Origin of the sequence: Clostridium sp., assembly GCF_030532265.1 — a bacterium.
Lineage (GTDB): Bacteria > Bacillota > Clostridia > Clostridiales > Clostridiaceae > Clostridium.
In genome coordinates this window covers 1-23,296 of the sequence record NZ_JAUNLM010000010.1, presented here as the reverse complement: position 1 = coordinate 23,296, position 23,296 = coordinate 1, and the positions used below count along the sequence as shown (strand labels likewise).

Annotated in this window: 24 protein-coding genes; 6 read left to right on the top strand and 18 right to left on the bottom strand. The window is 26.9% G+C overall.

Going from position 1 to position 23,296, the window contains the following annotated elements:
* Positions 1 to 92: 92 nt before the first annotated feature.
* The 5 genes from Q4E08_RS04060 to Q4E08_RS04040 all read right to left on the bottom strand — a co-directional run bounded on the left by Q4E08_RS04060 (position 93) and on the right by Q4E08_RS04040 (position 3,548).
* The gene (locus Q4E08_RS04060) at positions 93 to 773 is read right to left on the bottom strand and encodes an HD domain-containing protein (protein WP_303128755.1); all 681 of its coding nucleotides are present in this window, start codon (positions 771 to 773) and stop codon (positions 93 to 95) included.
* An 11-nt stretch (positions 774 to 784) separates the two neighbouring features.
* Positions 785 to 1,282, bottom strand: coding sequence for a GNAT family N-acetyltransferase (locus Q4E08_RS04055; RefSeq protein ID WP_303128752.1), 498 nt, complete (start codon positions 1,280 to 1,282; stop codon positions 785 to 787).
* A 147-nt stretch (positions 1,283 to 1,429) separates the two neighbouring features.
* Positions 1,430 to 1,867 carry an ACT domain-containing protein gene (locus Q4E08_RS04050; RefSeq protein ID WP_303128750.1) on the bottom strand — a complete coding sequence of 146 codons (438 nt, stop codon included), beginning with the start codon at positions 1,865 to 1,867 and terminating at the stop codon, positions 1,430 to 1,432.
* A 155-nt stretch (positions 1,868 to 2,022) separates the two neighbouring features.
* Positions 2,023 to 2,589: an NUDIX hydrolase gene (locus tag Q4E08_RS04045; RefSeq protein ID WP_303128748.1), complete on the bottom strand. Its 567-nt coding sequence runs from the start codon at positions 2,587 to 2,589 to the stop codon at positions 2,023 to 2,025.
* A 2-nt stretch (positions 2,590 to 2,591) separates the two neighbouring features.
* On the bottom strand, positions 2,592 to 3,548 hold the full coding sequence (locus Q4E08_RS04040; RefSeq protein WP_303128747.1) for a PD-(D/E)XK nuclease family protein: 957 nt from the start codon (positions 3,546 to 3,548) through the stop codon (positions 2,592 to 2,594).
* Between the two features lie 182 nt (positions 3,549 to 3,730).
* On the opposite strand from Q4E08_RS04040, the gene Q4E08_RS04035 reads away from it, so the two are divergent.
* From Q4E08_RS04035 to Q4E08_RS04015, 5 genes are all read left to right on the top strand, one after another.
* The gene (locus Q4E08_RS04035) at positions 3,731 to 3,949 is read left to right on the top strand and encodes a PspC domain-containing protein (RefSeq protein WP_303128746.1); all 219 of its coding nucleotides are present in this window, start codon (positions 3,731 to 3,733) and stop codon (positions 3,947 to 3,949) included.
* A gap of 273 nt (positions 3,950 to 4,222) precedes the next feature.
* A complete protein-coding gene (locus tag Q4E08_RS04030; RefSeq protein ID WP_303128745.1) occupies positions 4,223 to 4,813 on the top strand; it encodes an ECF transporter S component in 591 nt (196 codons plus the stop codon).
* Positions 4,814 to 4,869: 56 nt separating this feature from the next.
* Entirely contained in the window at positions 4,870 to 5,835 is a 966-nt protein-coding gene (locus tag Q4E08_RS04025) for a P1 family peptidase (protein WP_303128743.1), read from the top strand.
* A 252-nt stretch (positions 5,836 to 6,087) separates the two neighbouring features.
* On the top strand, positions 6,088 to 6,270 hold the full coding sequence (locus Q4E08_RS04020) for an alpha/beta-type small acid-soluble spore protein (RefSeq protein WP_303128742.1): 183 nt from the start codon (positions 6,088 to 6,090) through the stop codon (positions 6,268 to 6,270).
* Positions 6,271 to 6,417: 147 nt separating this feature from the next.
* The gene (locus Q4E08_RS04015) at positions 6,418 to 7,575 is read left to right on the top strand and encodes an AI-2E family transporter (RefSeq protein ID WP_303128741.1); all 1,158 of its coding nucleotides are present in this window, start codon (positions 6,418 to 6,420) and stop codon (positions 7,573 to 7,575) included.
* Between the two features lie 44 nt (positions 7,576 to 7,619).
* Here the strand turns inward: Q4E08_RS04015 and Q4E08_RS04010 are convergent, their stop codons facing one another.
* Both Q4E08_RS04010 and Q4E08_RS04005 read right to left on the bottom strand, forming a co-directional pair.
* A complete protein-coding gene (locus tag Q4E08_RS04010) occupies positions 7,620 to 9,779 on the bottom strand; it encodes a YhgE/Pip domain-containing protein (protein ID WP_303128740.1) in 2,160 nt (719 codons plus the stop codon).
* Positions 9,780 to 9,815: 36 nt separating this feature from the next.
* Positions 9,816 to 11,981 (bottom strand): YhgE/Pip domain-containing protein, encoded by a 2,166-nt coding sequence (locus tag Q4E08_RS04005; RefSeq protein WP_303128739.1) that lies wholly within the window; start codon positions 11,979 to 11,981, stop codon positions 9,816 to 9,818.
* A gap of 231 nt (positions 11,982 to 12,212) precedes the next feature.
* On the opposite strand from Q4E08_RS04005, the gene yjeM reads away from it, so the two are divergent.
* Positions 12,213 to 13,709, top strand: coding sequence for a glutamate/gamma-aminobutyrate family transporter YjeM (yjeM, locus tag Q4E08_RS04000; protein ID WP_303128737.1), 1,497 nt, complete (start codon positions 12,213 to 12,215; stop codon positions 13,707 to 13,709).
* A gap of 44 nt (positions 13,710 to 13,753) precedes the next feature.
* On the opposite strand, the gene Q4E08_RS03995 is transcribed toward yjeM, so the two are convergent.
* The 11 genes from Q4E08_RS03995 to Q4E08_RS03945 are packed head-to-tail and all read right to left on the bottom strand — an operon-like array spanning position 13,754 to position 23,024.
* Complete coding sequence (locus tag Q4E08_RS03995) at positions 13,754 to 14,182, bottom strand: MOSC domain-containing protein (RefSeq protein ID WP_303128735.1); 429 nt, start codon at positions 14,180 to 14,182, stop codon at positions 13,754 to 13,756.
* 3 nt (positions 14,183 to 14,185) lie between these two features.
* A complete protein-coding gene (gene moaA, locus Q4E08_RS03990; RefSeq protein WP_303128733.1) occupies positions 14,186 to 15,157 on the bottom strand; it encodes a GTP 3',8-cyclase MoaA in 972 nt (323 codons plus the stop codon).
* A gap of 17 nt (positions 15,158 to 15,174) precedes the next feature.
* On the bottom strand, positions 15,175 to 15,651 hold the full coding sequence (moaC, locus tag Q4E08_RS03985) for a cyclic pyranopterin monophosphate synthase MoaC (RefSeq protein WP_303128731.1): 477 nt from the start codon (positions 15,649 to 15,651) through the stop codon (positions 15,175 to 15,177).
* Position 15,652: 1 nt separating this feature from the next.
* Positions 15,653 to 16,672: a molybdopterin-binding protein gene (locus tag Q4E08_RS03980; RefSeq protein WP_303128729.1), complete on the bottom strand. Its 1,020-nt coding sequence runs from the start codon at positions 16,670 to 16,672 to the stop codon at positions 15,653 to 15,655.
* A gap of 14 nt (positions 16,673 to 16,686) precedes the next feature.
* Entirely contained in the window at positions 16,687 to 17,343 is a 657-nt protein-coding gene (gene modB / locus Q4E08_RS03975; RefSeq protein ID WP_303128728.1) for a molybdate ABC transporter permease subunit, read from the bottom strand.
* Between the two features lies 1 nt (position 17,344).
* Positions 17,345 to 18,130, bottom strand: a complete 786-nt coding sequence (modA, locus tag Q4E08_RS03970) for a molybdate ABC transporter substrate-binding protein (protein WP_303128727.1) — start codon at positions 18,128 to 18,130, stop codon at positions 17,345 to 17,347.
* On the bottom strand, positions 18,115 to 18,606 hold the full coding sequence (locus Q4E08_RS03965; RefSeq protein WP_303128726.1) for a molybdenum cofactor biosynthesis protein B: 492 nt from the start codon (positions 18,604 to 18,606) through the stop codon (positions 18,115 to 18,117). The genes modA and Q4E08_RS03965 overlap by 16 nt, the downstream gene beginning before the upstream one ends.
* Before the next feature lie 5 nt (positions 18,607 to 18,611).
* On the bottom strand, positions 18,612 to 19,148 hold the full coding sequence (mobB, locus tag Q4E08_RS03960) for a molybdopterin-guanine dinucleotide biosynthesis protein B (RefSeq protein WP_303128724.1): 537 nt from the start codon (positions 19,146 to 19,148) through the stop codon (positions 18,612 to 18,614).
* Positions 19,120 to 19,695 carry a molybdenum cofactor guanylyltransferase gene (locus tag Q4E08_RS03955; RefSeq protein ID WP_303128722.1) on the bottom strand — a complete coding sequence of 192 codons (576 nt, stop codon included), beginning with the start codon at positions 19,693 to 19,695 and terminating at the stop codon, positions 19,120 to 19,122. Before Q4E08_RS03955 ends, mobB begins: the two co-directional genes overlap by 29 nt.
* Positions 19,696 to 19,697: 2 nt before the next feature.
* Positions 19,698 to 20,891 (bottom strand): molybdopterin molybdotransferase MoeA, encoded by a 1,194-nt coding sequence (locus Q4E08_RS03950; protein ID WP_303128720.1) that lies wholly within the window; start codon positions 20,889 to 20,891, stop codon positions 19,698 to 19,700.
* 57 nt (positions 20,892 to 20,948) lie between these two features.
* Positions 20,949 to 23,024 (bottom strand): molybdopterin oxidoreductase family protein, encoded by a 2,076-nt coding sequence (locus Q4E08_RS03945; protein ID WP_303128719.1) that lies wholly within the window; start codon positions 23,022 to 23,024, stop codon positions 20,949 to 20,951.
* Between the last annotated feature and the right edge of the window lie 272 nt (positions 23,025 to 23,296).

The window sequence follows — 23,296 nt, the reverse complement described above, 5'->3', positions numbered from 1 at the left end:
ACCCTCATATTATAAAATAAATTCTTGCATTTCATAATAATAAATTAAAAATATATATAAATTGTTTTTATATATTTAATTATTTATTAAATTTATATTATAACATCAAATTCTTCAAAAAATCTATTAAGATATTCCTCCATATAATCAACTCTATCTTTTGCAATTTCTTTAGCTGTATTTGTTATCATATCATATTCAAGCTTAAATAATTTTTCATAAAAATGATGTATTATGGAACTACTTCTAGAAGTTAAATCATATTCTCTATCATTTAACTTTTGATTTGGATCATACATTTCTTCTCCTATATATTGACCAAACATAAATGCTCTCGCTATTCCAACTGCTCCTAATGAATCCAAATTATCAGCATCTCTTAGTATTATACCCTCTATAGGTGATTCTAATTCTTTAATTACATCACCACAAAAAGAATGTTTGTCAGTTAATTTTATACACTCTTTTATTTTTTCTACTAAATTATTATCAATTTTTAATTTCAAACATATATCATTAAATATTTCTTCTATATCATCTGAATGTTTTAATTCAACATCATCTTTTAATTGTAGTCTGTGTAAATCATGCATATATGATGCTAAACATAAAATATCTAAATCTCCATTTAATTTATCTTTTTCATTTATATATAAAGCCATCTTATATACTCTATCTAGATGATATATATCATGAGCTCCTTCTTTACAATATTCCTTTATAAGCTTTTTAACTTCATCTCTTACAACACTATAATATTTACTATCCCCCATATCTTTCACCTCTACATTTTACTTTCATAAACATCTTTAAACTTATCTCTAGTTAATCTATATACAGTCCATTCACTCATAGGAACAGCTCCTAGGCTTTTATAAAATTCAATTGATGGCTTATTCCAATTAAGGCAACTCCATTCCATTCTATGACAACCTTTTTCATAAGCTAACTTTGTTAAATATTTAAATACCTTTTTTCCATAACCCTTACCTCTATATTTAGGCTTTATATATATATCCTCCAAATAAAAACCTGATCTTCCAATAAATGTAGAATAATTAAAGAAATAAACTACATATCCTATAGGATTACTATCCTTTTCTATTATTAAAACTTCTGCTTCTTTTCTTTTAAATATAGACTCATATACCTCATCTTCTGTTGCAATAACTTCATTTAACATTTTTTCATACTCAGCTATTTCTCTTATAAATCCTACAATTAAATTTATGTCACTTTCTACTGCCTTTCTTAAGTTAATACTTTCTAACATTTCCCCCATAAATTAAACACCTCTATCTTAACTTATTCTTGTTATATTATACCATAATAAGTATATATACTTAATAATATTAAAATTCTAAACACTATATTTATTTAAAAAGGCCTAATAAACTAAAAGTTTATTAGGCTTTTAAATTAAAATAATTTATTCCATCGCTATAAAGTCAACCTTTTCCACACTAGACATCTCTCTTAGTCCATCTAAAAGAGCCGTTATATCACATTCTAAAGATGTCATATCTATAGTTACACTAAGATTTGCAGCTCCATTTATAGGAATGCCTTGATCTATTGTAAGTACATTTCCACCTTTATCTGATATATAATTTAATGTATCTGATAAAACTCCTTTTTCATGCTTTATAATCATACTAAAAGTCATTTTTCTTCCTTGGACGCTTTCTGCAAAATCAAATACATGATCCTTATATTTATAATATACACTTCTGCTTATCCCTACTATCTTAGTAGCTTCTGTTATTTCTTTTATTTTTCCATCTTTAAGTATATTCTTAACTTCTATAACCTTTGAATACACCTCAGGTAAAACTTTTTTATCTACAACTAAATAATTGCCTTTCATTCACTACACCTCTATAATAATAGCCCCCAAATATATATTACTCATCTCTAGTGTATGTAATAAAATTGTTACTGCCATCATTATAATAACATGTGTCTTTATTGTATACAACTGTATTTTATTTGTATACACATTTTTTTAACTTTTTTAACATATCAATATAAATTTTTAATTAATTTTAATATTATACCACCTTTTATTGATACATTATTTTTATCTACAAAATCAATTACCTCATCTATTTTAACTTTAATAACTTCAATTTCTTCATTTTCTTCTACATTATCAGAAGTTATCTCTCCACATACATCCATTTTTACTATAGCCGTAGTTTCGTCAGTCATACCAACTGATGTATAACTAGGCTTTAAAAAAACTTCATAACTTGTTGATTTAAGACCAGTTTCTTCAAATAACTCCCTTTTTGCTGCTTCTTCCATAGTTTCTCCTGGATCTATTATTCCTGCTGGAAGTTCATATATATAATCACTTATTACAGGTCTATATTGCTTAACTAATACAACTTCTCTATCACTTGTTATTGGAATTATCATAACACCATCTGCTTTATTATGATTTTTTGTCTTACAAGCAAGATCTTTTTCTTCTCTCCTTGTTGCAAAATAATATTTTTTTAAATTCCCTTTTTTATTTTCTAATTCCATTTCATACATATTTAAATACTTATTATTTGTTTGCTTTTTTAATTTAAGTAATTTCATAACTAATATCCACCCTTCTTACATAATCTTTTATATTTACATATATAACATTTATAATCCTCTTCACACATTAAAAAACTTTCCTTATTTTTTGGCTTATTTATATTTTTATCCTCCAATAATGCATCTATAACATTCAATTCTAAATTTATTCTATCTTTCATATTATTGATGTCTTCTTTAGTAAAGTCATATTCATAATTTTCTCCTAGATATAAATACTCTACTCTACCCTTTATATAATTTATTGGAATATTATATTTTTCCATAACATATATTGCATAAACCAAAATTTGATCTTTATTTTCCTCATCATATTTACCAGTTTTCCAATCAACAATTACCCAGTTATCATTTTTATCAACATAAAGCATATCTATTATAGAAAAAACTTTAACTTTGTGGATAAAAATGTGATTAAAACTCCCTTCATCAATTTCTATGATATTTTTAAAGTTACCATTTGATATATCAAAAAATGTTTTGCTCTCAAAAAAATTCTCAGTACATTGTTCTATTCTTTCTTTAATTTCATCTATATCTTCTTTATTTATTTTTCCATCATAATAATATTCTTGAAGCATATTTCCTTTAGGATAAGTATCCCATTCAACATCTCGATTCTTTTTACTACTTTGTTTAACTAATATATTTAATTTAAGTCTAATAAATTCCTTAAACTTGTCCACATCAATTTCTTTACCTTGGTTATTACTTTGAAATTTTATTATATTTTTTATTCCTTCATGAATTATATCTCCAAAATATATCCATATATTTGTTAATTTTTTCAATCTCCAAGCTAATTTTCTTTCCTCTGAAACTTCCATTTCCCATCCTCTATGTGAACCATAGTATGTGTAATAATACTGCCTTAAGCAGTTTTTTAATGTCTTAACCCTAGAAATACTCCAAGATTTCTCTGGATAAGCTTTCACAATATAATTATTTTCTTTCATAACTTCCTCCTAAGACATACTATAATATTATTATACTATTTATTTTTTAAATTCTTAAGAAAGTATATTAAACTCTTAAAAAAATATAAATGTTAATTTAAGTCCAACAAACTATATTGTATATTACATTATTTTTAAATATACTGTATTTATTAATTAAAAGCTTTTAGGGGGTAATTATAATGAAAAGATTATATAAAGTTCCTGATAAGGGTAAGATAAGCGGTGTTTGTCAAGGTATATCAGAATACTTAAATATTGATGTTACTGTAATAAGACTTATTTGGATTATATTTACTTTTTGTTCTTTTGGGGCAGGTATAGCTGGATATATTGCTTGTATTTTTATAATGCCAAATAAAGACGATATAATTAAAAATACTGATAATAATTCATACTAATTTCAAGGAGTAGCTAATAAAGTTACTCTTTTTTAAATTTTCTGAATAAAACTACTTTTCATTCCTAAATATAGTAAATAACTCATATTTTAAATTCTATTGAAAAATATCGATAAATTTTTAACAATTTCTATTGAAACTCCTTTTTCTTCATTGTAAAATATATACTGTCGGTATTCAAATTTTTTGAAACTGAACGCAAAATTCAAAATTTTTATATTGTTTTTTGCCGAATTATATCCTAAATGGGGGAATAAGAACGGAGGTTACAAAATGGAAAGAAGTGCAAGCAAAAGAATTTTAGGACTTCGTCAAATGGTTATTGTAGGTATGCTTTCAGGTATATCAATATTTCTAGGACTTACAGGACTAGGATTTATACCGCTACCTTTTATGAAAGCTACAATAATGCATATACCAGTAATAATTGGCGCAATAGTTGAAGGTCCTTTAGTTGGTGCATTAGTAGGAGGCGTTTTTGGTATTTTTTCTATGTATCAAGCATTTACAGCTCCTGGTCCAACATCATTTATATTTTATAATCCAATAATTGCAATTGTTCCAAGAATATTAATTGGTATAGTAGCTTATTATGTTTATAAACTATTAAAAAATAAGTTTAGAAAAGAATCAATTCCTATAGGAGTTGCAGCTGTACTTGGAACTATTACAAACACTGTTGGTGTTTTGGGGCTTACTTATGTTTTTTATTTAGAACAGTATTCAAAAGCTTTAAACATAGATCCAACAGCAGCAGGAACTGTTATTGCAACTGTTGGTGCAACTAATGGTATTCCAGAAGCTTTATTATCAGCGCTTATAACAATACCAGTAGTTTTAACTATTAAAAAAATAAAAAAATAATTTGATTTTATGCTCCTATCTTTTATAGGAGCTTTTGATTTAGGGGGTTAATTTTTATGAGAGAAATTAAATTTGTTGATATAAACGGAATAAAATTGGGTCATGCTCAAAATATTAAAGGTCTTACTGGATGTTCTGTAATACTTTGTGAAAAAGGTGCAACTGGTGGTGTTGACGTAAGAGGTGGAGCTCCTGGCACTCGTGAAACAGATCTTTTAGATCCTTCTGAAATGATAGAAAAAATTCATGCTGTTGTACTGTCAGGTGGAAGTGCTTTTGGTCTTGATGCATCTTCAGGTGTTATGAAATATCTCGAAGAAAAAAATATAGGATTTGATGTTCAAGTTGCTAAAGTTCCAATAGTTTGCTCTGCTGTTCTTTTTGACTTAGCTTTTGGAAATCCTAAAATAAGACCTGATAAATCTATGGGATACGAAGCCTGTGTTAATAGTGAAACTTATAATGATGATATAAATGGTAATATAGGTGCAGGATACGGAGCTACTATTGGCAAAATTTTAGGTCCACATACTGCTATGAAAGGTGGACTTGGAACATATGCTGTAGAAGTTGGTAATTTAAAAGTAGGTGCTATAGTTGCAGTTAATTGTCTTGGAGATGTTATAGATCCTAAAACTTCAAATATTATTGCAGGTGCTTTAGATAAAAATACAAACAAATTTTTAAATAGTGAAAATATTTTAATTAATAACTTAAAAAATCCTAAAACTCCATTCAAAGGAAATACAACTATAGGCTTAGTAGTAACTAATGCTAATCTTTCAAAAGCTAATGCAAAAAAAGTAGCTTCAATGGCTCATAATGGCTATGCAAGAACTATGAGACCAGCTCATACAATGTTTGATGGAGATACTATATTTACAATGGCTACAAATGAAGTTGATATAGATGTTACAACTGTAGGTATGATAGCTTCTAATGTTATGGAAAAAGCTATATTAAGAGCAATAAAAGAAGCCGATTCATTAAATGGAATTAAAGCTTATAAAGATTTGCTTTAAAATTTTTAGGTATAAATTGGATTAATTTTTTTGTAGTATTTTTTTTCTTCCTGGTTAAACTATAAATAATCTATTACCACATATGAAATATAAGAATTAAACTCTAAAATATTTTTTAGCAAAATTATTTCATAAATATTCCATATATGGTTTTAGAAACATAGTTTATAAATTCTAAAAAGACATAAACTATGAATGTAAAGTAAATCAAATAAACTTTACAAAAACATCTCGTATAAGGAGGAATGAACAATGGCAAGAAAATTAGTACCAGAAGCAAAAGACGGATTAGCAAAATTCAAAAATGAGGTAGCTAATGAAATGGGAGTTCCATTCACTGACTACAACGGAGACTTATCTTCAAAACAATGCGGAAGCGTTGGTGGAGAAATGGTTAAAAGAATGGTAGAACAATACGAGAAAACAATAAAATAATAACAATCTAAAGATGAAATGGTAGGATAATTATCCTACCATTTCTCTTTTTAAATATTTATCTCTTTTCATTGCTATAAATTTTTTATATATGTATAATATTTTCTATAACTATATTTACTGAAAATAATGAAAGGGGAATTTTAATTGAAAAATTTAAATAGTAAAGTCAAACAATCACTTTTAATTTCCACATATATAATAGTTTTATCATATATTTTTCTGAATCTATCTACTGTTGGTAATTTTCTAAAATGGAGTTTAAATATTTCCGCTCCATTTTTAATGGCTATAGGTATTGCATTTGTATTAAATATACCGATGAGAATAATTGAAAATAAATTACTTACACCTATCTCAAAAGTTAAAAATTTTAAATTTTTAAATTCATTAAAAAGACCTTTATCCATTGTAATTACCCTATTACTAGTTATAGGATTGTTAAGTACTTTAGTTATTTTTATAATTCCTCAACTTTTAGATAGCGTATCTAAGTTAGTTGATAGCGTTCCACAATATATACAATCATTTGAAAATATTGTTCTTAAAAACTTAGGAAATATTGATGGTTTTGATTCTATTTGGACCACATTTATGAATGCTTGGAAAGATATATTAGGTGTTGCAAGCCAAGTATTAGGATTTACATTAAATCATATTTTAAATTTAACTATGAGCATAACATCTGGTATATTTAATTTTTTATTAGCTCTTGTTTTTTCAATATATATGCTTTCTAATAAAGAAAAACTTATTTTTCAATGTAAAAAATTTATATATGCACATTTAAAGGACAACCATGCAGATAAAATTCTTGAAATAGGAAGAATATCTAACGAAACATTTCAAAAATTTATTGGTGGTCAATGTATTGAGGCAGTTATAATTGGAACTTTATGTTTTATAGGAATGTTTATTTTAAGGCTTCCATATTCTCTATTAATAGGATTTGTAGTTGGTGTAACTAGCTTAATTCCTATATTTGGAGCATTTATAGGAACTATTCCATCAGCTTTTATAATACTTATAATAAGTCCTATTAAAGCTGTAATTTTTATTATATTTATAATAGTATTACAACAATTTGAAGGACATCTTATATATCCAAAAGTTGTTGGAAATTCAATAGGTTTATCTTCTATTTGGGTAATGTTTGCTATGTTAATTGGTGGAAGTTTATTTGGATTTTTAGGATTTCTACTTGGTATTCCTCTATTTGGAGTAATATATAAAATTACTAGAAAAAATACAAATAGAAAATTAGCTGAAAAAGGGTTATCAATATCTGATATAAATAATAAATAAAATAGACTGTTACACTATGATTTATTAGTGTAACAGTCTTTCTTTTATAATTCAGCTTCTTCAAACTTTTCTTCCATAAATATTCTTATTTTATTTAAGCTCTTTTTAAATATTCCTAATATTAAAAATACAATTCCAAATATACATAACATTTTAATATCTTTCATTGTACTACTCCATACTGGCCCTGCTATAGCTTCCCTAAATCCATCTATTGCATAAGTAAATGGCCATAAAGGCTCAAGCATTCTAAATATCTCAGGATTTGTTTGTATTGGATATATTCCTCCAGCACCAGCTATTTGAAATACCATTATTACAACTGCAATAGCTTTACCTATATTCCCAAATAAAGATACTAACGTAAATATAATTATAGTAAATACTATACATGAAAGTAATGCCATAGCAAATAATAATCCTGTATTTTCGGGATTTATTCCAAGTATATGTATATTTCCTGTAATTACAATTAATGTTTGAACTACACCAATAAATAAAAATAATAACATTTTACCAAAATGCTTTTGAAGAAATGATAATTTTTCACCATCTTCAAATTCATCACATTCTGTTGTAAGTAATGCAGCCATAAGAAGTATTCCAACCCATATTCCTAAAACTGTATAAAATGGTGTTAAAGCTACTCCAAATATTCCTGTATTATATACTTCTACTGTTTTTACGTTTATTGGTGATGACATAAATGAAGCTATTGTTTCTGGATTTTTGCTTAATAATTCTATTGCACTATCTATATTTTTACTTGTTATATTTTTAGTTTCATCTTGAAGCTTATTAATCTTTTTACTAAAATCCTCTACCTTCTTATTTGCATCTTTTATTTGAGATGAAGCAACATCTCCACTTAATATTCCAAGATTAGCTAGCCCATTTAATTGTGGCACAACTATTTTACTCGCCTCTAAAACATTATTTGCACTATCCCCACCTTGTGCAAATGTATCTGCAAAAGCACTTAATGAAGGAATGATATTGCTATATAAATTATTTGATGCATTTGTTGTCTTACTTGAAAAATTATTATTTAGCTCAATTAATTTATTTATTACATTTTGTCCTTTTTCTGCAAATTTATTATTATCTATTAAAGATTTTAAAATAGATAATTGTTCTTTTTCTTGTACTATTACACTTTGTAAACTAGCTAATTTATCTATTTGACCTTGTATTGAATTGTTGTGCATTTGTTCATTTAATTTTATTAAAACTGCTTTTGCGCTATCTATACTAGTATTTATTGAATCTAATATAGAGTTCATATCTTTTATTGTTTTATTAATCTTTTCTTTATCTAAGTTATCCTTTGTTACTGTAGATATATTATTTAACAATTCATTATATTTATTTTGTGTCATTTGAATTTGTGATAAATCATTTTTAAGTCCATTTCCTAAATTTTGAATACTATATTTAGTATTTAAAACTAATTCCTTACTTCCTGTAACCATACTTTGAAGATTATTTATTGAATTTGTAATAGCAGGTAAATCATTTTTTAAATTATTTAAATTTCCTTTTGTACTATTTATTTGTTTAACAGAACTAGATAGTTCATTACTTATTTTACTAATATTGTTTTCAGCTTGATTCAATGTATCTTTTAATTCTAATATTTGTGGCTTATTATTTTTTATATTATCTCCAAACTTATTTAAATATTTAAATGCTTCTTCATTTACAGTATTTATAAAGTTACTTTTTATTTCTTCTGTTAATTTATTTTCAGCTACTTGAGTTATTTTTGTTGCAATTGCATTTGCCTTTTCATTAGCTTTATATATTATATTTGGTTTTATAGGATTTGAACTTAAAAGACTTGTTAAATCACTTGAAAAGTTTTGTGGAATTTCTATAAGTGCATAATACTTTCCTTCATTTAGTCCATAATTTCCTTGCCAATCTCCAACAAACTGCCATCCTATATCTTTATTTTTCTTTAATTCCTCTACTATTTCATTTCCAACATTAATATTTTTACCATTAAATTTTGTTCCTGTATCTTCATTTACAACAGCTACTGGTAATGCTCCTGTGTTTACATAAGGATTCCAACAAGCCTTTATATTTACCCATGCATAAAGTGAAGGAATAAAGAATAAACCTATTACAATTATTATTGCTGCTGGATTTTTAATAATATTTTTCAAATCTCTTTTGAAAATCTTAAATATTTTCTTCATAATATCCTCTCCTGTAATAATTAATGGAATAAAACTTTATTCAGCTATTCTTGATTCCTCAAATTTATCCTCAAATCTTTTTACGTATTTCCATATCTTTTCTTTAAAGAATGTTCCTATTATAAAAAATATTGCTGCAAATAAAAGTAGCATAAATATATCTAATGCAACACTACTTAGAAGAGGTCCTGCTATTGCCTCTCTATAACCTCCAAGTGCATATGTAAATGGAAATAATGGTTGTAATACTCTAAAAAACTTAGGGTCTACTTGTATTGGATAACTTCCTCCTGAACCTGCTATTTGTATTACCATATATATTATCGCTAATGCTTTACCAACATTTCTAAATAATGAAACTAGTGTATAAACTATTATACAAAAACTAAATGACGCTAATACTCCAAAGAAAATAAACAAAGGTGTATTAACTGTTTGAACTCCTAATATATATTTGTCACCTGCTGCTATAATAAAGCCTTGTATAACAGCAAGAAAAGTAAATGTAACAAGTTTTCCTAAATACCTATCTCTTATTGTAAGATTCTCACTTCCCTCAAATGGTTTTATTTCAGTAGAAAGCAGTGATGTCAATACAAGACATCCAACCCAACTTGCAAGTACTGAATATATTGGTGCCATTCCTGAGCCATAATTTGCAATTTTATAAATTGATTCATCTTTAACATTAAAAGGACTTGAAATATATGAACCCATAATTTCCGGTTTACTTTGAAGGATTGTTACTATCTCACTTAAATTATTATCATTAATTTCCTCTAGCTTTTTGCTTAATTCACTTATACTATCTTTAAAGTAATTAAATTTTTTAAGTAAATCATTTGATATATCAGATGTTAAATTTGTAGCATTTACTCCAGAATTAAGTATACTATCAATACTAGCTATCATATCTTTTGAACCATCTAAAATCTTATTAGCTTCATTTGTAGCATCTATATAATTATTACATATTTTATTTATTGAACTTTTAGTTGAAGTATTATATTCACCTAATATACTCTTAACTTTACTGCTCATACTTGAATTTATTGATGTTATATCTTTAACTATACTAGAGCTTAATTCCCCTTGTGAACTAAATGAAGTTTCTAATTCTTTCAACTTATCTTTTTCACTATTTAATGTTGATTTTAAACTATCTAATGATGTAATTACATTTGATAAGTCAATATTATTTGTATTAGTATTTTTATTTAATTCTTTTAAAAACTTACTAATAGTATCAACATTATTTATAGTATAATCTATCTCTTGACTTATAGAAGATATAGCTGTACCTACACCATCTTTACCTCCCGATGATATTGAATCATTTAAACCTTTTATAAGTGAACTTATTTTTTTATTTGATGAACTTATCTGATTTATGTTCATATCTAAACTGTCAAAAGAATTATTTATAGCATTCTTTGTATATGTAGTTAATTTTTTTGACTGATTCGCCCCATCTTTTATTGCATCTACACCTTTTGTTAATTCTGGCATAGTTGCTTTTACATTATTTAAATATGTATTAAGATTTTTAGCATTGCTACTTGTAGAATTTAACGTGCTAATTATAATATCCATATTTTTATTTATTTTTATTATTGCATCTTTTAATCCTATTATTTGATCTTTATTTGCTTGAAGAGTTTTACCAACATTATTTAATGATGCAAAAATTGTTTTATTTACTGTTGATACAAAATTAGATTTTATTTGATCAACTAACTGCTCTTCAGCAACTTCTGTTATTTTTCCTGCAACTGGATTTGACTTAGTATCAACTTTGTATATAATTTCCGGCTTAACTGGTTTATCTGTTGCAAGGCTTGTTAAATCTTTTGAAAAATCTTCTGGAATTTCAATTACTGCATAATAATCACCATTTAAAATTCCAAGCTCTGCCTTTTTAGAATCTACAAAAGTCCATCCTATAGCCTTATTATTTTTAAGTTCCGAAACAACACTTTTTCCAATGTCTATATTTTTATTATCAATTGTTGCTCCTTTATCATTATTTACAATAGCAATAGGAACTGTACTAGTATTTTCATATGGATTCCAGCAAGCTTTTATATTTACCCATGCATAAAGTGAAGGAATAATACAAAGTCCACCAATTATTAAAATTGCAACTGGATTTTTTATTATTGCCTTCATATCTCTCTTAAATATAGAAAGAATTTTTTTCATAACTGACCTCCAAAGTTTATTAATAATACTATTAATATTATCAGCATTAAATGTATTAAATTTTAAATTTTATTAAACATTCTATGTACTTCCATTTATTATTTTATATTAAATAAGTATAGTCCACTCATATTGTTAAATACTATTAATAAAATATTAATTTATACTTCATTATTTCATAACTTTAATGTGATAAAGTAAATTATTAACATTACTTCTAAGGAGGAGCTTATGAGCAAACATAATAACAAAAAACTTACATTAATTGCACTAATATTAATGACATTTACATCAGTTTTTGGATTTACAAATATAGCTAGAGCATTCTTACTTATGGGATATTCAGCTATACCTTGGTATATAATTTCAGCAATAACATTTTTTATTCCATATTCATTTATGCTTTCTGAATATGGTGCTGCATTCAAAGACGAAAAGGGTGGAATTTATTCTTGGATGAATAAATCTGTCGGCCCTAAATATGCATTTATAGTTACTTTCATGTGGTATACTTCTTATATAATTTGGATGGTTTCTACATCATCATCAATTTGGGTACCACTTTCTAATGTTATATTTGGAGAAGATAGAACTTCAACTTGGAGCCTTTTTGGAATGAATGCCTCACATACAATGGCATTACTTGGTATAACTTTATTTATCATAATAACATTTGCCGCTTCAAAAGGTTTAAAAAGCATAACAAAAGTTACATCAATAGGTGGTACTTTTATAGCCTTAGCAAATATAGTTTTATTAATTGGTGCAATAGTAGTTCTTATTGCTAATAAATTTGAACTTGCACAACCTATTAGTACATATTCACTTATTTCATCACCAAATCCAACTTATCAATCTCCAATTGGAGTATTAGGATTTATGGTATTTGCAATTTTTGCTTATGGTGGACTTGAAGCAATCGGAGGATTAGTTGATCAAACTGAAAATCCTGAAAAAACATTCCCAAAAGGAATTAAAATAGCAGCTGTAATTATTGCTATTGGTTATTCTTTAGGAATATTGTGTGTTGGCTTCTTTACTAATTGGTCAACAACATTAAATTCTTCAACAGTAAATATGGCAAATGCCGGATATGTTGTTATGAGTAATTTAGGTTATACTTTAGGTTTAGCCTTTAACCTTGGAACTTCTGGAGCTCAAATACTTGGTGCTTCATTTGCAAGATTTATTGGACTTTCAATGTTCTTAGCCTTAATGGGTTCATTCTTTACCTTAACTTATTCACCTATTAAGCAACTTATTGAAGGAACACCAAAAGAAATTTGGCCAAAATCATGGAGTGAACTTGATGAAAATGATATGCCAAAAAATGCAATGTGGATACAATGTATAATTGTTGTTGCTATAATTTTAATTTCTTCACTTGGTGGTAAAACTGCATCAGCTTTCTTAAACTACTTAATTCTTATGAGCAATGTTGCAATGACTATACCTTATATATTTATAGCATTTGCTTTTATTGCCTTTAAGAAAAAGGAAGAAATACATAAACCTTTTGTTATGTATAAAAACCATACTACTACAAAAATTTGGACTGTTATTGTAATAATTACTATTATATTTGCAAACATATTTACAATAATAAAACCTGCTTTAGATTCAGGAGATTACGTTGCAACTTTATTCCAAATTGCAGGTCCTATAATATTTGGTGCAATTGCATTAATTCTTTATGATAGATATGAAAAGAAAATGAAATTAAAATAATATAAATAAAAAAATGACTATCAATTAAGATAGTCATTTTTTATTTATATTAACTCTGCTATATCATTAACTCTGATAGTTCCACCTTTTAATACTTTTGTAAAAACACCATGTATAGGCATTATACATTTTCCTACTCTATGAAATATTTCACATTCACTATGACACTTCTTACCTATTTGAGTTACTTCTAAAATAGCTTCTCCAATTTTAACTTTTTGTCCTATATTTAATTTATCAACTTCAATTCCATCTATTACAATGTTTTCGCCGAAGTCCCCAAACTTAACATTTCCACCTTGTTTATTAAAATCATCTATTTTTTTAAGTTCTAAAAGACTTACTTGTCTATGCCATTTTCCTGCATGCGCATCATCTTTAACACCAAAATCTTCTATTAAAATAGCCTCTTCTACTTGTTTCTTTGCAGTTCCTTTTTTAGGACTTGTACAAATCGCTACTATTTTTGCCATGAATTAGCCTCCTATTTCATTCATAAATTTTATTTCTTTGTTTTCATCAACACTTTTGAAAAGATATTTTTCTGGCTTATTATATATAGCTTTTTCTATTATATTCTTTATCTCTTCATCATTTGCTCCTGATTTTATTATAGATTTTAAATTTATTTCACTTTTCCAATTTAAACATTGCTTTAAATATCCATCAGTTGTAATTCTCATTCTATTGCAATCTTTACAGAAACAATTACTCATTGCACTTATAAATCCAACTCGTCCTAAAGCCCCTTTAAGTTTTATATATTCTGCCGGTCCGTCATGAGAATTTCTTTTAATTTCCTCAAATTCAATATTACTTTCTGTTATGAATTTTAATATATTCTCATTAGATAATCCTTTAAATTTCTTACCTTCTCCAATTGGCATAAGTTCAATAAATCTAACATCAACCGGAATTTTTTTTGTTAAATCTATTAAATCCAATATTTCATCATCATTAATACCTTCAACTATAACTGTATTAAGTTTAATCTTAATTCCAAGCTTTATCCCCTTGTCTATAGCTGATAAAACTTTACTTAAGTTTCCACCTCTTGTAATCTTAAAATATTTATCTTTATTTAAAGTATCAAGACTTATATTTACTTTTTTAAGACCACACTTCGATAAAGCTTCAATTTTATCATCTAGCAATATTCCATTTGTAGTTATTGCTATTTCTTCTATTCCGTCAATTAAATCTATGTTTTTTATTAGATCTACTACCCCGTCCATAACAAGAGGTTCTCCTCCTGTAAGTCTTACTTTTCTAATACCAAGCTTAGAAGATAAGTTAACTATTCTTTGTATTTCATCATTAGAAAGTTTTTTTTCATCACTACAAAAAGTATTTCCTTTCTCTGGCATACAATATAGGCATCTTAAATTACACTTATCAGTAATAGAAATTCTAAGGTAGTCTACATTTCTTCCAAATCTATCTAACACACTACCACCTCAAAGCTTTAAAAATTAAATTCTCCACTTTTTCCACCAGTTTTCTTAACTAAATGTATTTCGCCTATTTCCATTCTTTTATCTACGGCTTTACACATATCATATATAGTAAGTGCAGCAACTGAAACACCAGTTAATGCTTCCATTTCAACTCCTGTTTTGTCAACAATTTTAACTTTAGAATTTATTATTATTTCTGAATTTTCTTCATCTATATCAAAATCTATACTACATCCATCTATCATTATTGGATGGCACATTGGAATTAAATCTGATGTTTTCTTTATTGCCATAATTCCTGCTACTCTTGCAACAGCTAAAACATCACCTTTTCCTATTGTACCCTCTTTTATTCTATTTATTATTTCTTTACTTGTTTTAACTTTTCCCGTAGCTATAGCAACTCTTTCTGTTTTATTCTTAAGAGCTACATCAACCATAATTGCATTTCCTTTATTATCAAAATGTGTTAACTTATCATTCATTTTATTCTCCTTTTCCAAATGAACAATGAGGGAATGTACAAACTTCACAGCTTAAACATAAACCTCCATGTCCATATAAAGCAATATCTCTAAGATTTAGCTTCTCATTACTTAATATTCTTGGAAGAACTAAATCAAAAATTGTTCTCTTACAATACATAACGCATCCTGGAAGGCCTACTATTGGAACATCACCACTATATGCTAATAAAAACATTGCTCCTGGTAAAACTGGTGCTCCATATGTTATAAGGTTAGCTCCACATTCTTTTATTGCTGTTGGAGTAACGTCATCAGGATCCACTGACATACCACCTGTACATACTATCATTTCTGCTCCACTTTCTAATGCTTTCTTTATTTCAGAAACAATCATTTCTTTGTTATCCGGTAGTATAACTTGATTTTCTAATAAACATCCATAATATTCTAATTTTTTTCTAACTGCAGGTCCGAAGGCATCTTTAATTCTTCCATGATAAACTTCACTTCCTGTAGTTATCATATGTACTTTTTTAGGTTTTATATCAATAACTTCTATAATTTTTTCATTTATTAAATTTTCAGCTTCTATTATTTTTTTCTCATCTATTACTAAAGGAATTACCCTTGTAGATCCAACTAATTCTCCTTTTTTTACAGGAGTATTGTTCTGTATAGTTGCAACTATTATTTCTCCTAACATATTAAGCTCTAAAAGTTTTTCCTTGTTTATTTTTAAAAGACCGTCCTTTGAAGCCATAAAGCTTATTTTTCCTTCTTTTATTTCTCCAAATTCTAATCCTTCTCCACAAACTAAGTTTTTAAGTCTTATAGCTGCATCATTTTCATGAAGCATACCATCTTGATTTTCCCAAACATATATATGCTCTTTCCCTATTGATAATAATTCCTTTATATCTTCTTCTTTGATTATATGACCTTTTTTAAAAGCTCTCCCCTTAAATTCTCCTGGAACTATTTTTGTTATATCATGGCATAATACCATACCTACTGCATCTTGTACTCTTACACTTTTCATTTCTATTTACCCCCTTATGCTATTCTCTTAAGTATTTTATTATATAAAAAAGTTAATGTCACTGAAATAATAACAATTGCTATTAGTATAATCTTGGAAGTTCTGTCATCATTATTTTCTATAGCGTAATACATAGCCATTGGAACTGTTTGAGTTTTACCTGGTATGTTCCCTGCTACAAGTATTGTTGCTCCAAATTCCCCAAAAACTCTAGCTATACTTAATATTATTCCTGTAAATATTCCTTTTTTACATAATGGTAAACTTATTTTTCTAAATACTACTCTATCTCTTGCTCCCATTTCTTTTGCTGCATTTTTTATATCTTCATCTATTCCTATTAATTGCGCCTTTATACTCTGATACATTATAGGCATAGAAACAACAACTCCTGCTACTACAGCTGCAATCCAAGTAAATATTATTGTTATATTAAAGTTATTCAAAAGAAATTCTCCTATAAAACCTCTTTTACCTAAAGATATAAGTATTAAATAACCAATTGCAGATGGTGGCAAAAACATAGGAAATAGTATTATTGTTTCTATAATATGTTTAAGCTTTATTTTTTTTTCAATTAAAATGTATGCTCCAACTATTGATAAAATTAAACTTATAATAACTGCAATTACAACTACTTTAAATGATATAATAAAAGCATTTATTAACATATTATTCTACTCCAAATCCATATTCCTTAAATACTTTTTTAGATTCATCACCTTTTAAGAATTCAACAAATTTCTTGCTTTCTTCAGCATTTTTACTATCTTTTAATACACATAAAGAATATTGGATTTCCTTGTGATATTTATTTGGTATTTCATAAGCTATATTAATACCCTTAATATCTTTTGCATCTGTTTTATAAACAAATCCATAATCTACATCTCCATTTTCAACATAACTTACAACATTTGATACACTTTTAGCATATACGAATCTATCTTTTAATGAATCCCATAATTTTAAATTATCTAATGTTTGTTTTGCATATTGACCTGCTGGTACTGTTTTTAAATCACCTATTGCAATTTTTCCTTTAGTATCTTTTAAATCATTTAATGATTTTATATCTTTTTTCATATCGTTATTTTCTATTAAAACTAATGAATTTGTTAAAAAGTTATATGTATCATCTTTATTTACTAATTTTTCATTTATTAATTCATCCATATACTTAGTATTTGCTGAAAAGAATAAATCAACATTAGCACCTTCTGATATTTGTTTCTTTAATGTACCTGATCCACCTGTATTATAAGTTATTTTAATTCCTGTTTCTTCATTAAATTTCTTAGCTATATCTTCCATAGGTTTTTTAAGACTAGCTGCTATACTTACTGTTAACTCTTTTCCTTCTGCCTTTTTACTATCATCTTTACTAGCACATCCAACAAGTAATGTAGTTACAAATAAACATGATATTAAAAATGCACTAATTATTTTCTTGCGCATTCTGAAGCACTTCCTTTCATTATGTCCAATCCATGTTTTAAGTCCTCTAATATGTAATCTAAGATTTCCTCACATGCCTTAGGACTTCCAGGCATATTAACTATTAATGTTCTTTTTCTAATTCCTGCTGTTCCTCTTGAAAGCATAGCTCTTTTTGTTATAGTAAAACTATAATTTCTTATAGCTTCTGCTATACCTAAAGCTTCCTTTTCTATTACATCCTTAGTAGCTTCTGGTGTTATGTCTCTCTCACTAAAGCCTGTACCACCGGTTGTAAGTATTAAATCTAAATTAAGCTCATCTGCCATATACTTCATTTCTTCTGATAGCTTAATTCTTTCGTCTGGAAGTATTGTATATCTTTCTAATTTAAAGCCTTTAGATTCAGATATTTTCTTTATTACTTCTCCACTTTTGTCTTCCCTTTGCCCTTTCGAGCCTTTGTCACTGCTGGTTATTATTCCCAAAGTATACATATCTATCAACTCCTCTCTATTTGATTATATTTTAAATTTTCCAATAAGTCTATTAACATTTTGTAATCGTTATACTTAATTTCTTTTATTTTATTTAAATTAAGTGGAATATCCGTTGCTACACATATTAATTTATCATTTGGCGTTATAATTCTACTACTTACTCCTTTCCTAAATACTTCAATTTTCTTTAAATTACTTTTTTTATAACCTTCTACAATAATAAAATCTTTATCATTTAACAGTTTTATTAAATTTTCTAATTTTTCTTCCTCATTAACTTCCTTTATCATTGCCATTCTGTTTTTTGATGATATTATTACAGTTGATGCTCCAGCAACTCTATGTTTATACGTATCTTTTCCTTCTTTATCTATATCAAATCCATGTATATCATGTTTTATAGTTCCAACTTTATAACCTCTTTTTACCAATTCTTTTATAAGCCCTTCAATTAATGTAGTTTTACCAACATTAGACCTTTCTCCTACAATATTTACAACAAAAGGACTCTTATTTAAATTTTCTTTTGCACAACTCATTATACTCAACCTCTGTATTTACATTTATAAAATTGTTTATTTCATTACATTCAATATATTTTGTACTAATTTTTTCTAATAAATTTTTAAGCTTATAATCTTTTTTAAAAATCATTGACTCTATAATTTTTAAAATACTTTTTTTATATATTCCACAAAGAGGATTTATTTTTCCATTTACTACTGGTATTAAAGCATCCTCATTGAATTTATAACTTGAAATATAATTCAAAAAATCTTTATTTAAAAAAGGCATGTCACTTGCAACCACCAAAGAAGATTCAAAGTTGCTTTTTTTAAGACATGAATATATACCTCCCATTGGACCTATATCTTTAAATTCATCTTTAACTAATAAAGCTTGATTTTTAAATTCTTCATAAAGATTAATATCATTACAAGATAAAATTTTTTCTTCAAAGTCTGATGTTTCTAAAAAAATTTTATCTATAAACCTTATGCCATCTATCTTCAAAAAAGCTTTTGTCTTATAGTTCATTCTGCTATTTTTACCACCTGATAATATTATTACAGACTTATTTATCATATTTAAATTAATACCTCTACCTTCTCACCTTTTTTTAGTTCTTTCATTTTTGGAATTTCAAGTATTGCATTACTGTTTATCATAGTGTGAACTTGCCCTGGAGTTTGATATACATTATTTATAAAAACTTTATTTTCATTATCAATATAAACTCTTAAAAATCTTCTTTTATTTGATAATTTAGTGTAATTGTCCATTAATATTCCTATTCTCTTTTTGATACATAAACTATCTGTATTGTACATTTTTGATAAAGCATCTCTACATGTTAATTCAAACGTCGTTGCTGATGCCACTGGAGTACCTGATAATCCTATATATAATTTGTCTTCTTTAAATGCAGCAAACATTGGTGAACCTGGCTTTATATCAACTTTCCAAAATAATATATTATATCCTGCTTTCTCAGCACTTATCATAACTCTATCTTTTTCACCAACTGATACTCCACCAGTTGAAATTATAATGTCACATTTATCTTCTAAGTACTTTATAGCTTTTATTATTTCCTCATCCTCATCACAAATTAAATTATACAAAATACTTTCAAAACCCAATTCTGAAAGTCTTGCTTTTAAAAAGTATCCATTACTATTATAAATTTTTCCACTTTTTAATTTTGTTCCAGGATTTTGGATTTCATCACCAGTATTTATTATTCCAACTATTGCTTTTTTATAAACTTTAACCTTATTAAATCCAATTGAGGCAAGAGCTATAACCTCTGATGAAGTTATAAGTTTTCCTCTTTTTAACAATTCTGTTCCTTCTTTAAAATCTTCACCTTCATAACAGTAATTATCATATTCATTAAGTGCAGTATATATCTTAACAAATTCTACTCCTTCATCAGTATCTTCTTGTCTTATTATCGTATCTGCTCCTTCTGGAATTGGTGCCCCTGTCATTATTCTTATAGCTTCATTTTGTTTTACTATTTTATCTGATACATACCCTGCATATATTTTATCTATTACTTTTAAATTAATAGGATTTTCTCTCGTTGCACCTTTTGTATCCTCGCTTCTAATGGCATATCCATCTAAAGGAGATCTTGGAAATGGTGGGTTATTTATAGGAGAATATATATCTTCATATAAAATTCTTCCTACAGAATCTTCAATATTAACTTCTTCTGAACCTAAACTTTTCACTTTTCCTAAAATTAATTTTTTAGCTTCCTCTAAACTTATCAAAAATAACCCTCCTTAAAACATTAATGCCCACTCTTTAAAAGAATGAGCATTATTTAATTAATCTATTTTCTTTAAATTACATGTTACATATTTATATGATGGCTCTCTTGAATATGTGTCATATTTTCCTTTTGTTAACATATTAATTTCTATATAATGCATAGGTCCATACATCTCATCTTTTAATAAGCCATCATTTATTTTAGCAATTACTCTTACAGTTTCTCCATTTGATGATGTAACTTCTATTATATCTCCATCTTTAACATCATGCTCTTTCGCTATTTCTGAACTAATTTCAATATAAGCTTTTTCTGAAACCATTTTTGTAACCATAGGAATTTCCCTAGTTCTTGTTTGAGTATGCCATTGTCCTACAGTCCCTCTTCCTGTATTAAAAATATAAGGAAATTGTTCTGTTTGCTTTTCATTATTTTCCATTATATCTTCATACATAAATTTCATTTTTCCATTAGGTCTATAATAAATTCCATCTTCAAAAAGTCTTCTTTGGTCTTTCTCTAACTTATCTCCCTTTTTAAAAGGCCATTGTACTCCGTTCCCTTCTCTAACCATATCATATTCTACTCCAGTAATATCACATGGCATACCTTCAGTAGATTTTTTTAGAAGTTCAAATACATCTCTTGGAGTTTTCCAAAGCTTTAATTCTTCTTCTTTTCCTAAAGCTTTTCCTATTCCCCTTATAATTTCAAAATCAGTAAGCTCTTTTTCACCTCTTGAAAGCATAGGAACTAATGCTGACATTCTACGTTCAGTATTAATATATGTACCATTTTTCTTGATTCCTGGTATAGCAGGTAAGAAAAGATCACATAATTTAGCTGTATCAGTGTCTGAGTATAAATCTTGAACAACTAAAAAATCAATTTTTTCTGCAGCTTCTTTAAATTTTTTGTTATCTATCCATGAATCAGCTGGATTTGTTGAAACTATCCAAAGTGCTTTTATATTTCCATCTAATGCTCCTTGTATTATTTCTGGATATGCCATAGTTGGTTTTTTAGGTATATGCTCATCTTTTATTCCCATAACTTTTGTTATAAATTTTCTATCTTCTTCATTAGCATAATCTCTTCCGCCATAAATACAAGTTGTATTACTAAATAATCTTGACCCCATAGCATTACATTGACCTGTAATTGAATTAGGACCTGTTCCTTCCCTTCCTATATTACCTGTCATTACACAAATATTTATTATAGCCTGAGCAGTTCTTACAGCTTCATAACCTTGATTTACTCCCATAGTCCACCAAATTGAAACCTTTTTACCGTTATGTATTGTTTCTGCAAGCTCTAATACTCTTTCCTTTGAAATTCCTGTAGTTTCATAAATATTATCTAATTTATACTTTTTAACGTGTTCTTTGAATCCTTCAAAGTCCTCTGTATATTTTTCTATATATTCTTCATCTATATATCCTTTTTCTATTAAAACATTAGCTAATGTATATAAAAATCTTAAATCAGTTTTTGGTTTTATTGGATACCAATCATCACATCCCTTTACAGTTTCTGATTTTCTTGGATCTATAACAATCTTCTTAGCATCTTTATTTTTTCTTATTCTTCCCCATAATATTGGATGAGCAACAGCTGGATTTGCCCCTATAAATATAAGTGTATCTGAAAGTTCTAAATCTTCTAATGTGTATGGTGGTGCGTCAAATCCAAAGCTTTGCTTATATGCAACAACTGATGTAGCCATACAAAGTCTTGTATTTCCATCTCCATGCATTCCCATAAGCCCTCTTCCTACGTATCCTAATATAGCCATTTCTTCCATAGGAAGCTGTCCTGTACTTATAAAAGCGGCACTTTCTTTACCATATTTATTTTGAATCTCTGTCATTTTTTTAGCAAAAACTTCAAATGCTTCTTCCCATGATATTTCATGCATTTTTCCATCTTCACCTCTAAGAAGAGGAAGTCTTTGCTGTCCATACATAGTAAGTTGCTTATCTAGATTAAGTCCTTTTATACAAGCCATTCCATCATTAACAGGGTAACCTTTTTTTCCCATTATTTTAACTATTTTATCATTTTCTATATTAAAATTAAGATTGCATCCAGTAGAGCAATAATTACATACTGATTGTTTAACATCCATAAAAAAACATCTCCTTTTAAAGTCCTAACTACTTTTAGTTGTTATAATTTTAACATTCATTTTTCTTTTATAACGTGATATTTATCACACTTATTGAAATTTGAATAAATTATATATAATATTTTTTAAATTTTAATAGGTTATTATTTCTATAAATTATATACTTTACTTATCCATAACAAAGATATTTAAATACTATTATATTTATTAAAAATTAGTCTTTCAACACTCATATTACTTTTTTAAATAAATATTCAATTTGATTTATTATT

Bases quoted from the DNA above. Each gene is read 5' to 3' on its own strand.
- Q4E08_RS04060 (WP_303128755.1), bottom strand. From the start codon at position 773: ATGGGGGATAGTAAATATTATAGTGTTGTAAGAGATGAAGTTAAAAAG.
- Q4E08_RS04055 (WP_303128752.1), bottom strand. From the start codon at position 1,282: ATGGGGGAAATGTTAGAAAGTATTAACTTAAGAAAGGCAGTAGAAAGT.
- Q4E08_RS04050 (WP_303128750.1), bottom strand. From the start codon at position 1,867: ATGAAAGGCAATTATTTAGTTGTAGATAAAAAAGTTTTACCTGAGGTG.
- Q4E08_RS04045 (WP_303128748.1), bottom strand. From the start codon at position 2,589: ATGAAATTACTTAAATTAAAAAAGCAAACAAATAATAAGTATTTAAAT.
- Q4E08_RS04040 (WP_303128747.1), bottom strand. From the start codon at position 3,548: ATGAAAGAAAATAATTATATTGTGAAAGCTTATCCAGAGAAATCTTGG.
- Q4E08_RS04035 (WP_303128746.1), top strand. From the start codon at position 3,731: ATGAAAAGATTATATAAAGTTCCTGATAAGGGTAAGATAAGCGGTGTT.
- Q4E08_RS04030 (WP_303128745.1), top strand. From the start codon at position 4,223: ATGGAAAGAAGTGCAAGCAAAAGAATTTTAGGACTTCGTCAAATGGTT.
- Q4E08_RS04025 (WP_303128743.1), top strand. From the start codon at position 4,870: ATGAGAGAAATTAAATTTGTTGATATAAACGGAATAAAATTGGGTCAT.
- Q4E08_RS04020 (WP_303128742.1), top strand. From the start codon at position 6,088: ATGGCAAGAAAATTAGTACCAGAAGCAAAAGACGGATTAGCAAAATTC.
- Q4E08_RS04010 (WP_303128740.1), bottom strand. From the start codon at position 9,779: ATGAAGAAAATATTTAAGATTTTCAAAAGAGATTTGAAAAATATTATT.
- Q4E08_RS04005 (WP_303128739.1), bottom strand. From the start codon at position 11,981: ATGAAAAAAATTCTTTCTATATTTAAGAGAGATATGAAGGCAATAATA.
- yjeM (WP_303128737.1), top strand. From the start codon at position 12,213: ATGAGCAAACATAATAACAAAAAACTTACATTAATTGCACTAATATTA.
- Q4E08_RS03995 (WP_303128735.1), bottom strand. From the start codon at position 14,182: ATGGCAAAAATAGTAGCGATTTGTACAAGTCCTAAAAAAGGAACTGCA.
- moaC (WP_303128731.1), bottom strand. From the start codon at position 15,651: ATGAATGATAAGTTAACACATTTTGATAATAAAGGAAATGCAATTATG.
- Q4E08_RS03980 (WP_303128729.1), bottom strand. From the start codon at position 16,672: ATGAAAAGTGTAAGAGTACAAGATGCAGTAGGTATGGTATTATGCCAT.
- modB (WP_303128728.1), bottom strand. From the start codon at position 17,343: ATGTTAATAAATGCTTTTATTATATCATTTAAAGTAGTTGTAATTGCA.
- modA (WP_303128727.1), bottom strand. From the start codon at position 18,130: ATGCGCAAGAAAATAATTAGTGCATTTTTAATATCATGTTTATTTGTA.
- Q4E08_RS03965 (WP_303128726.1), bottom strand. From the start codon at position 18,606: ATGTATACTTTGGGAATAATAACCAGCAGTGACAAAGGCTCGAAAGGG.
- mobB (WP_303128724.1), bottom strand. From the start codon at position 19,148: ATGAGTTGTGCAAAAGAAAATTTAAATAAGAGTCCTTTTGTTGTAAAT.
- Q4E08_RS03955 (WP_303128722.1), bottom strand. From the start codon at position 19,695: ATGATAAATAAGTCTGTAATAATATTATCAGGTGGTAAAAATAGCAGA.
- Q4E08_RS03945 (WP_303128719.1), bottom strand. From the start codon at position 23,024: ATGGATGTTAAACAATCAGTATGTAATTATTGCTCTACTGGATGCAAT.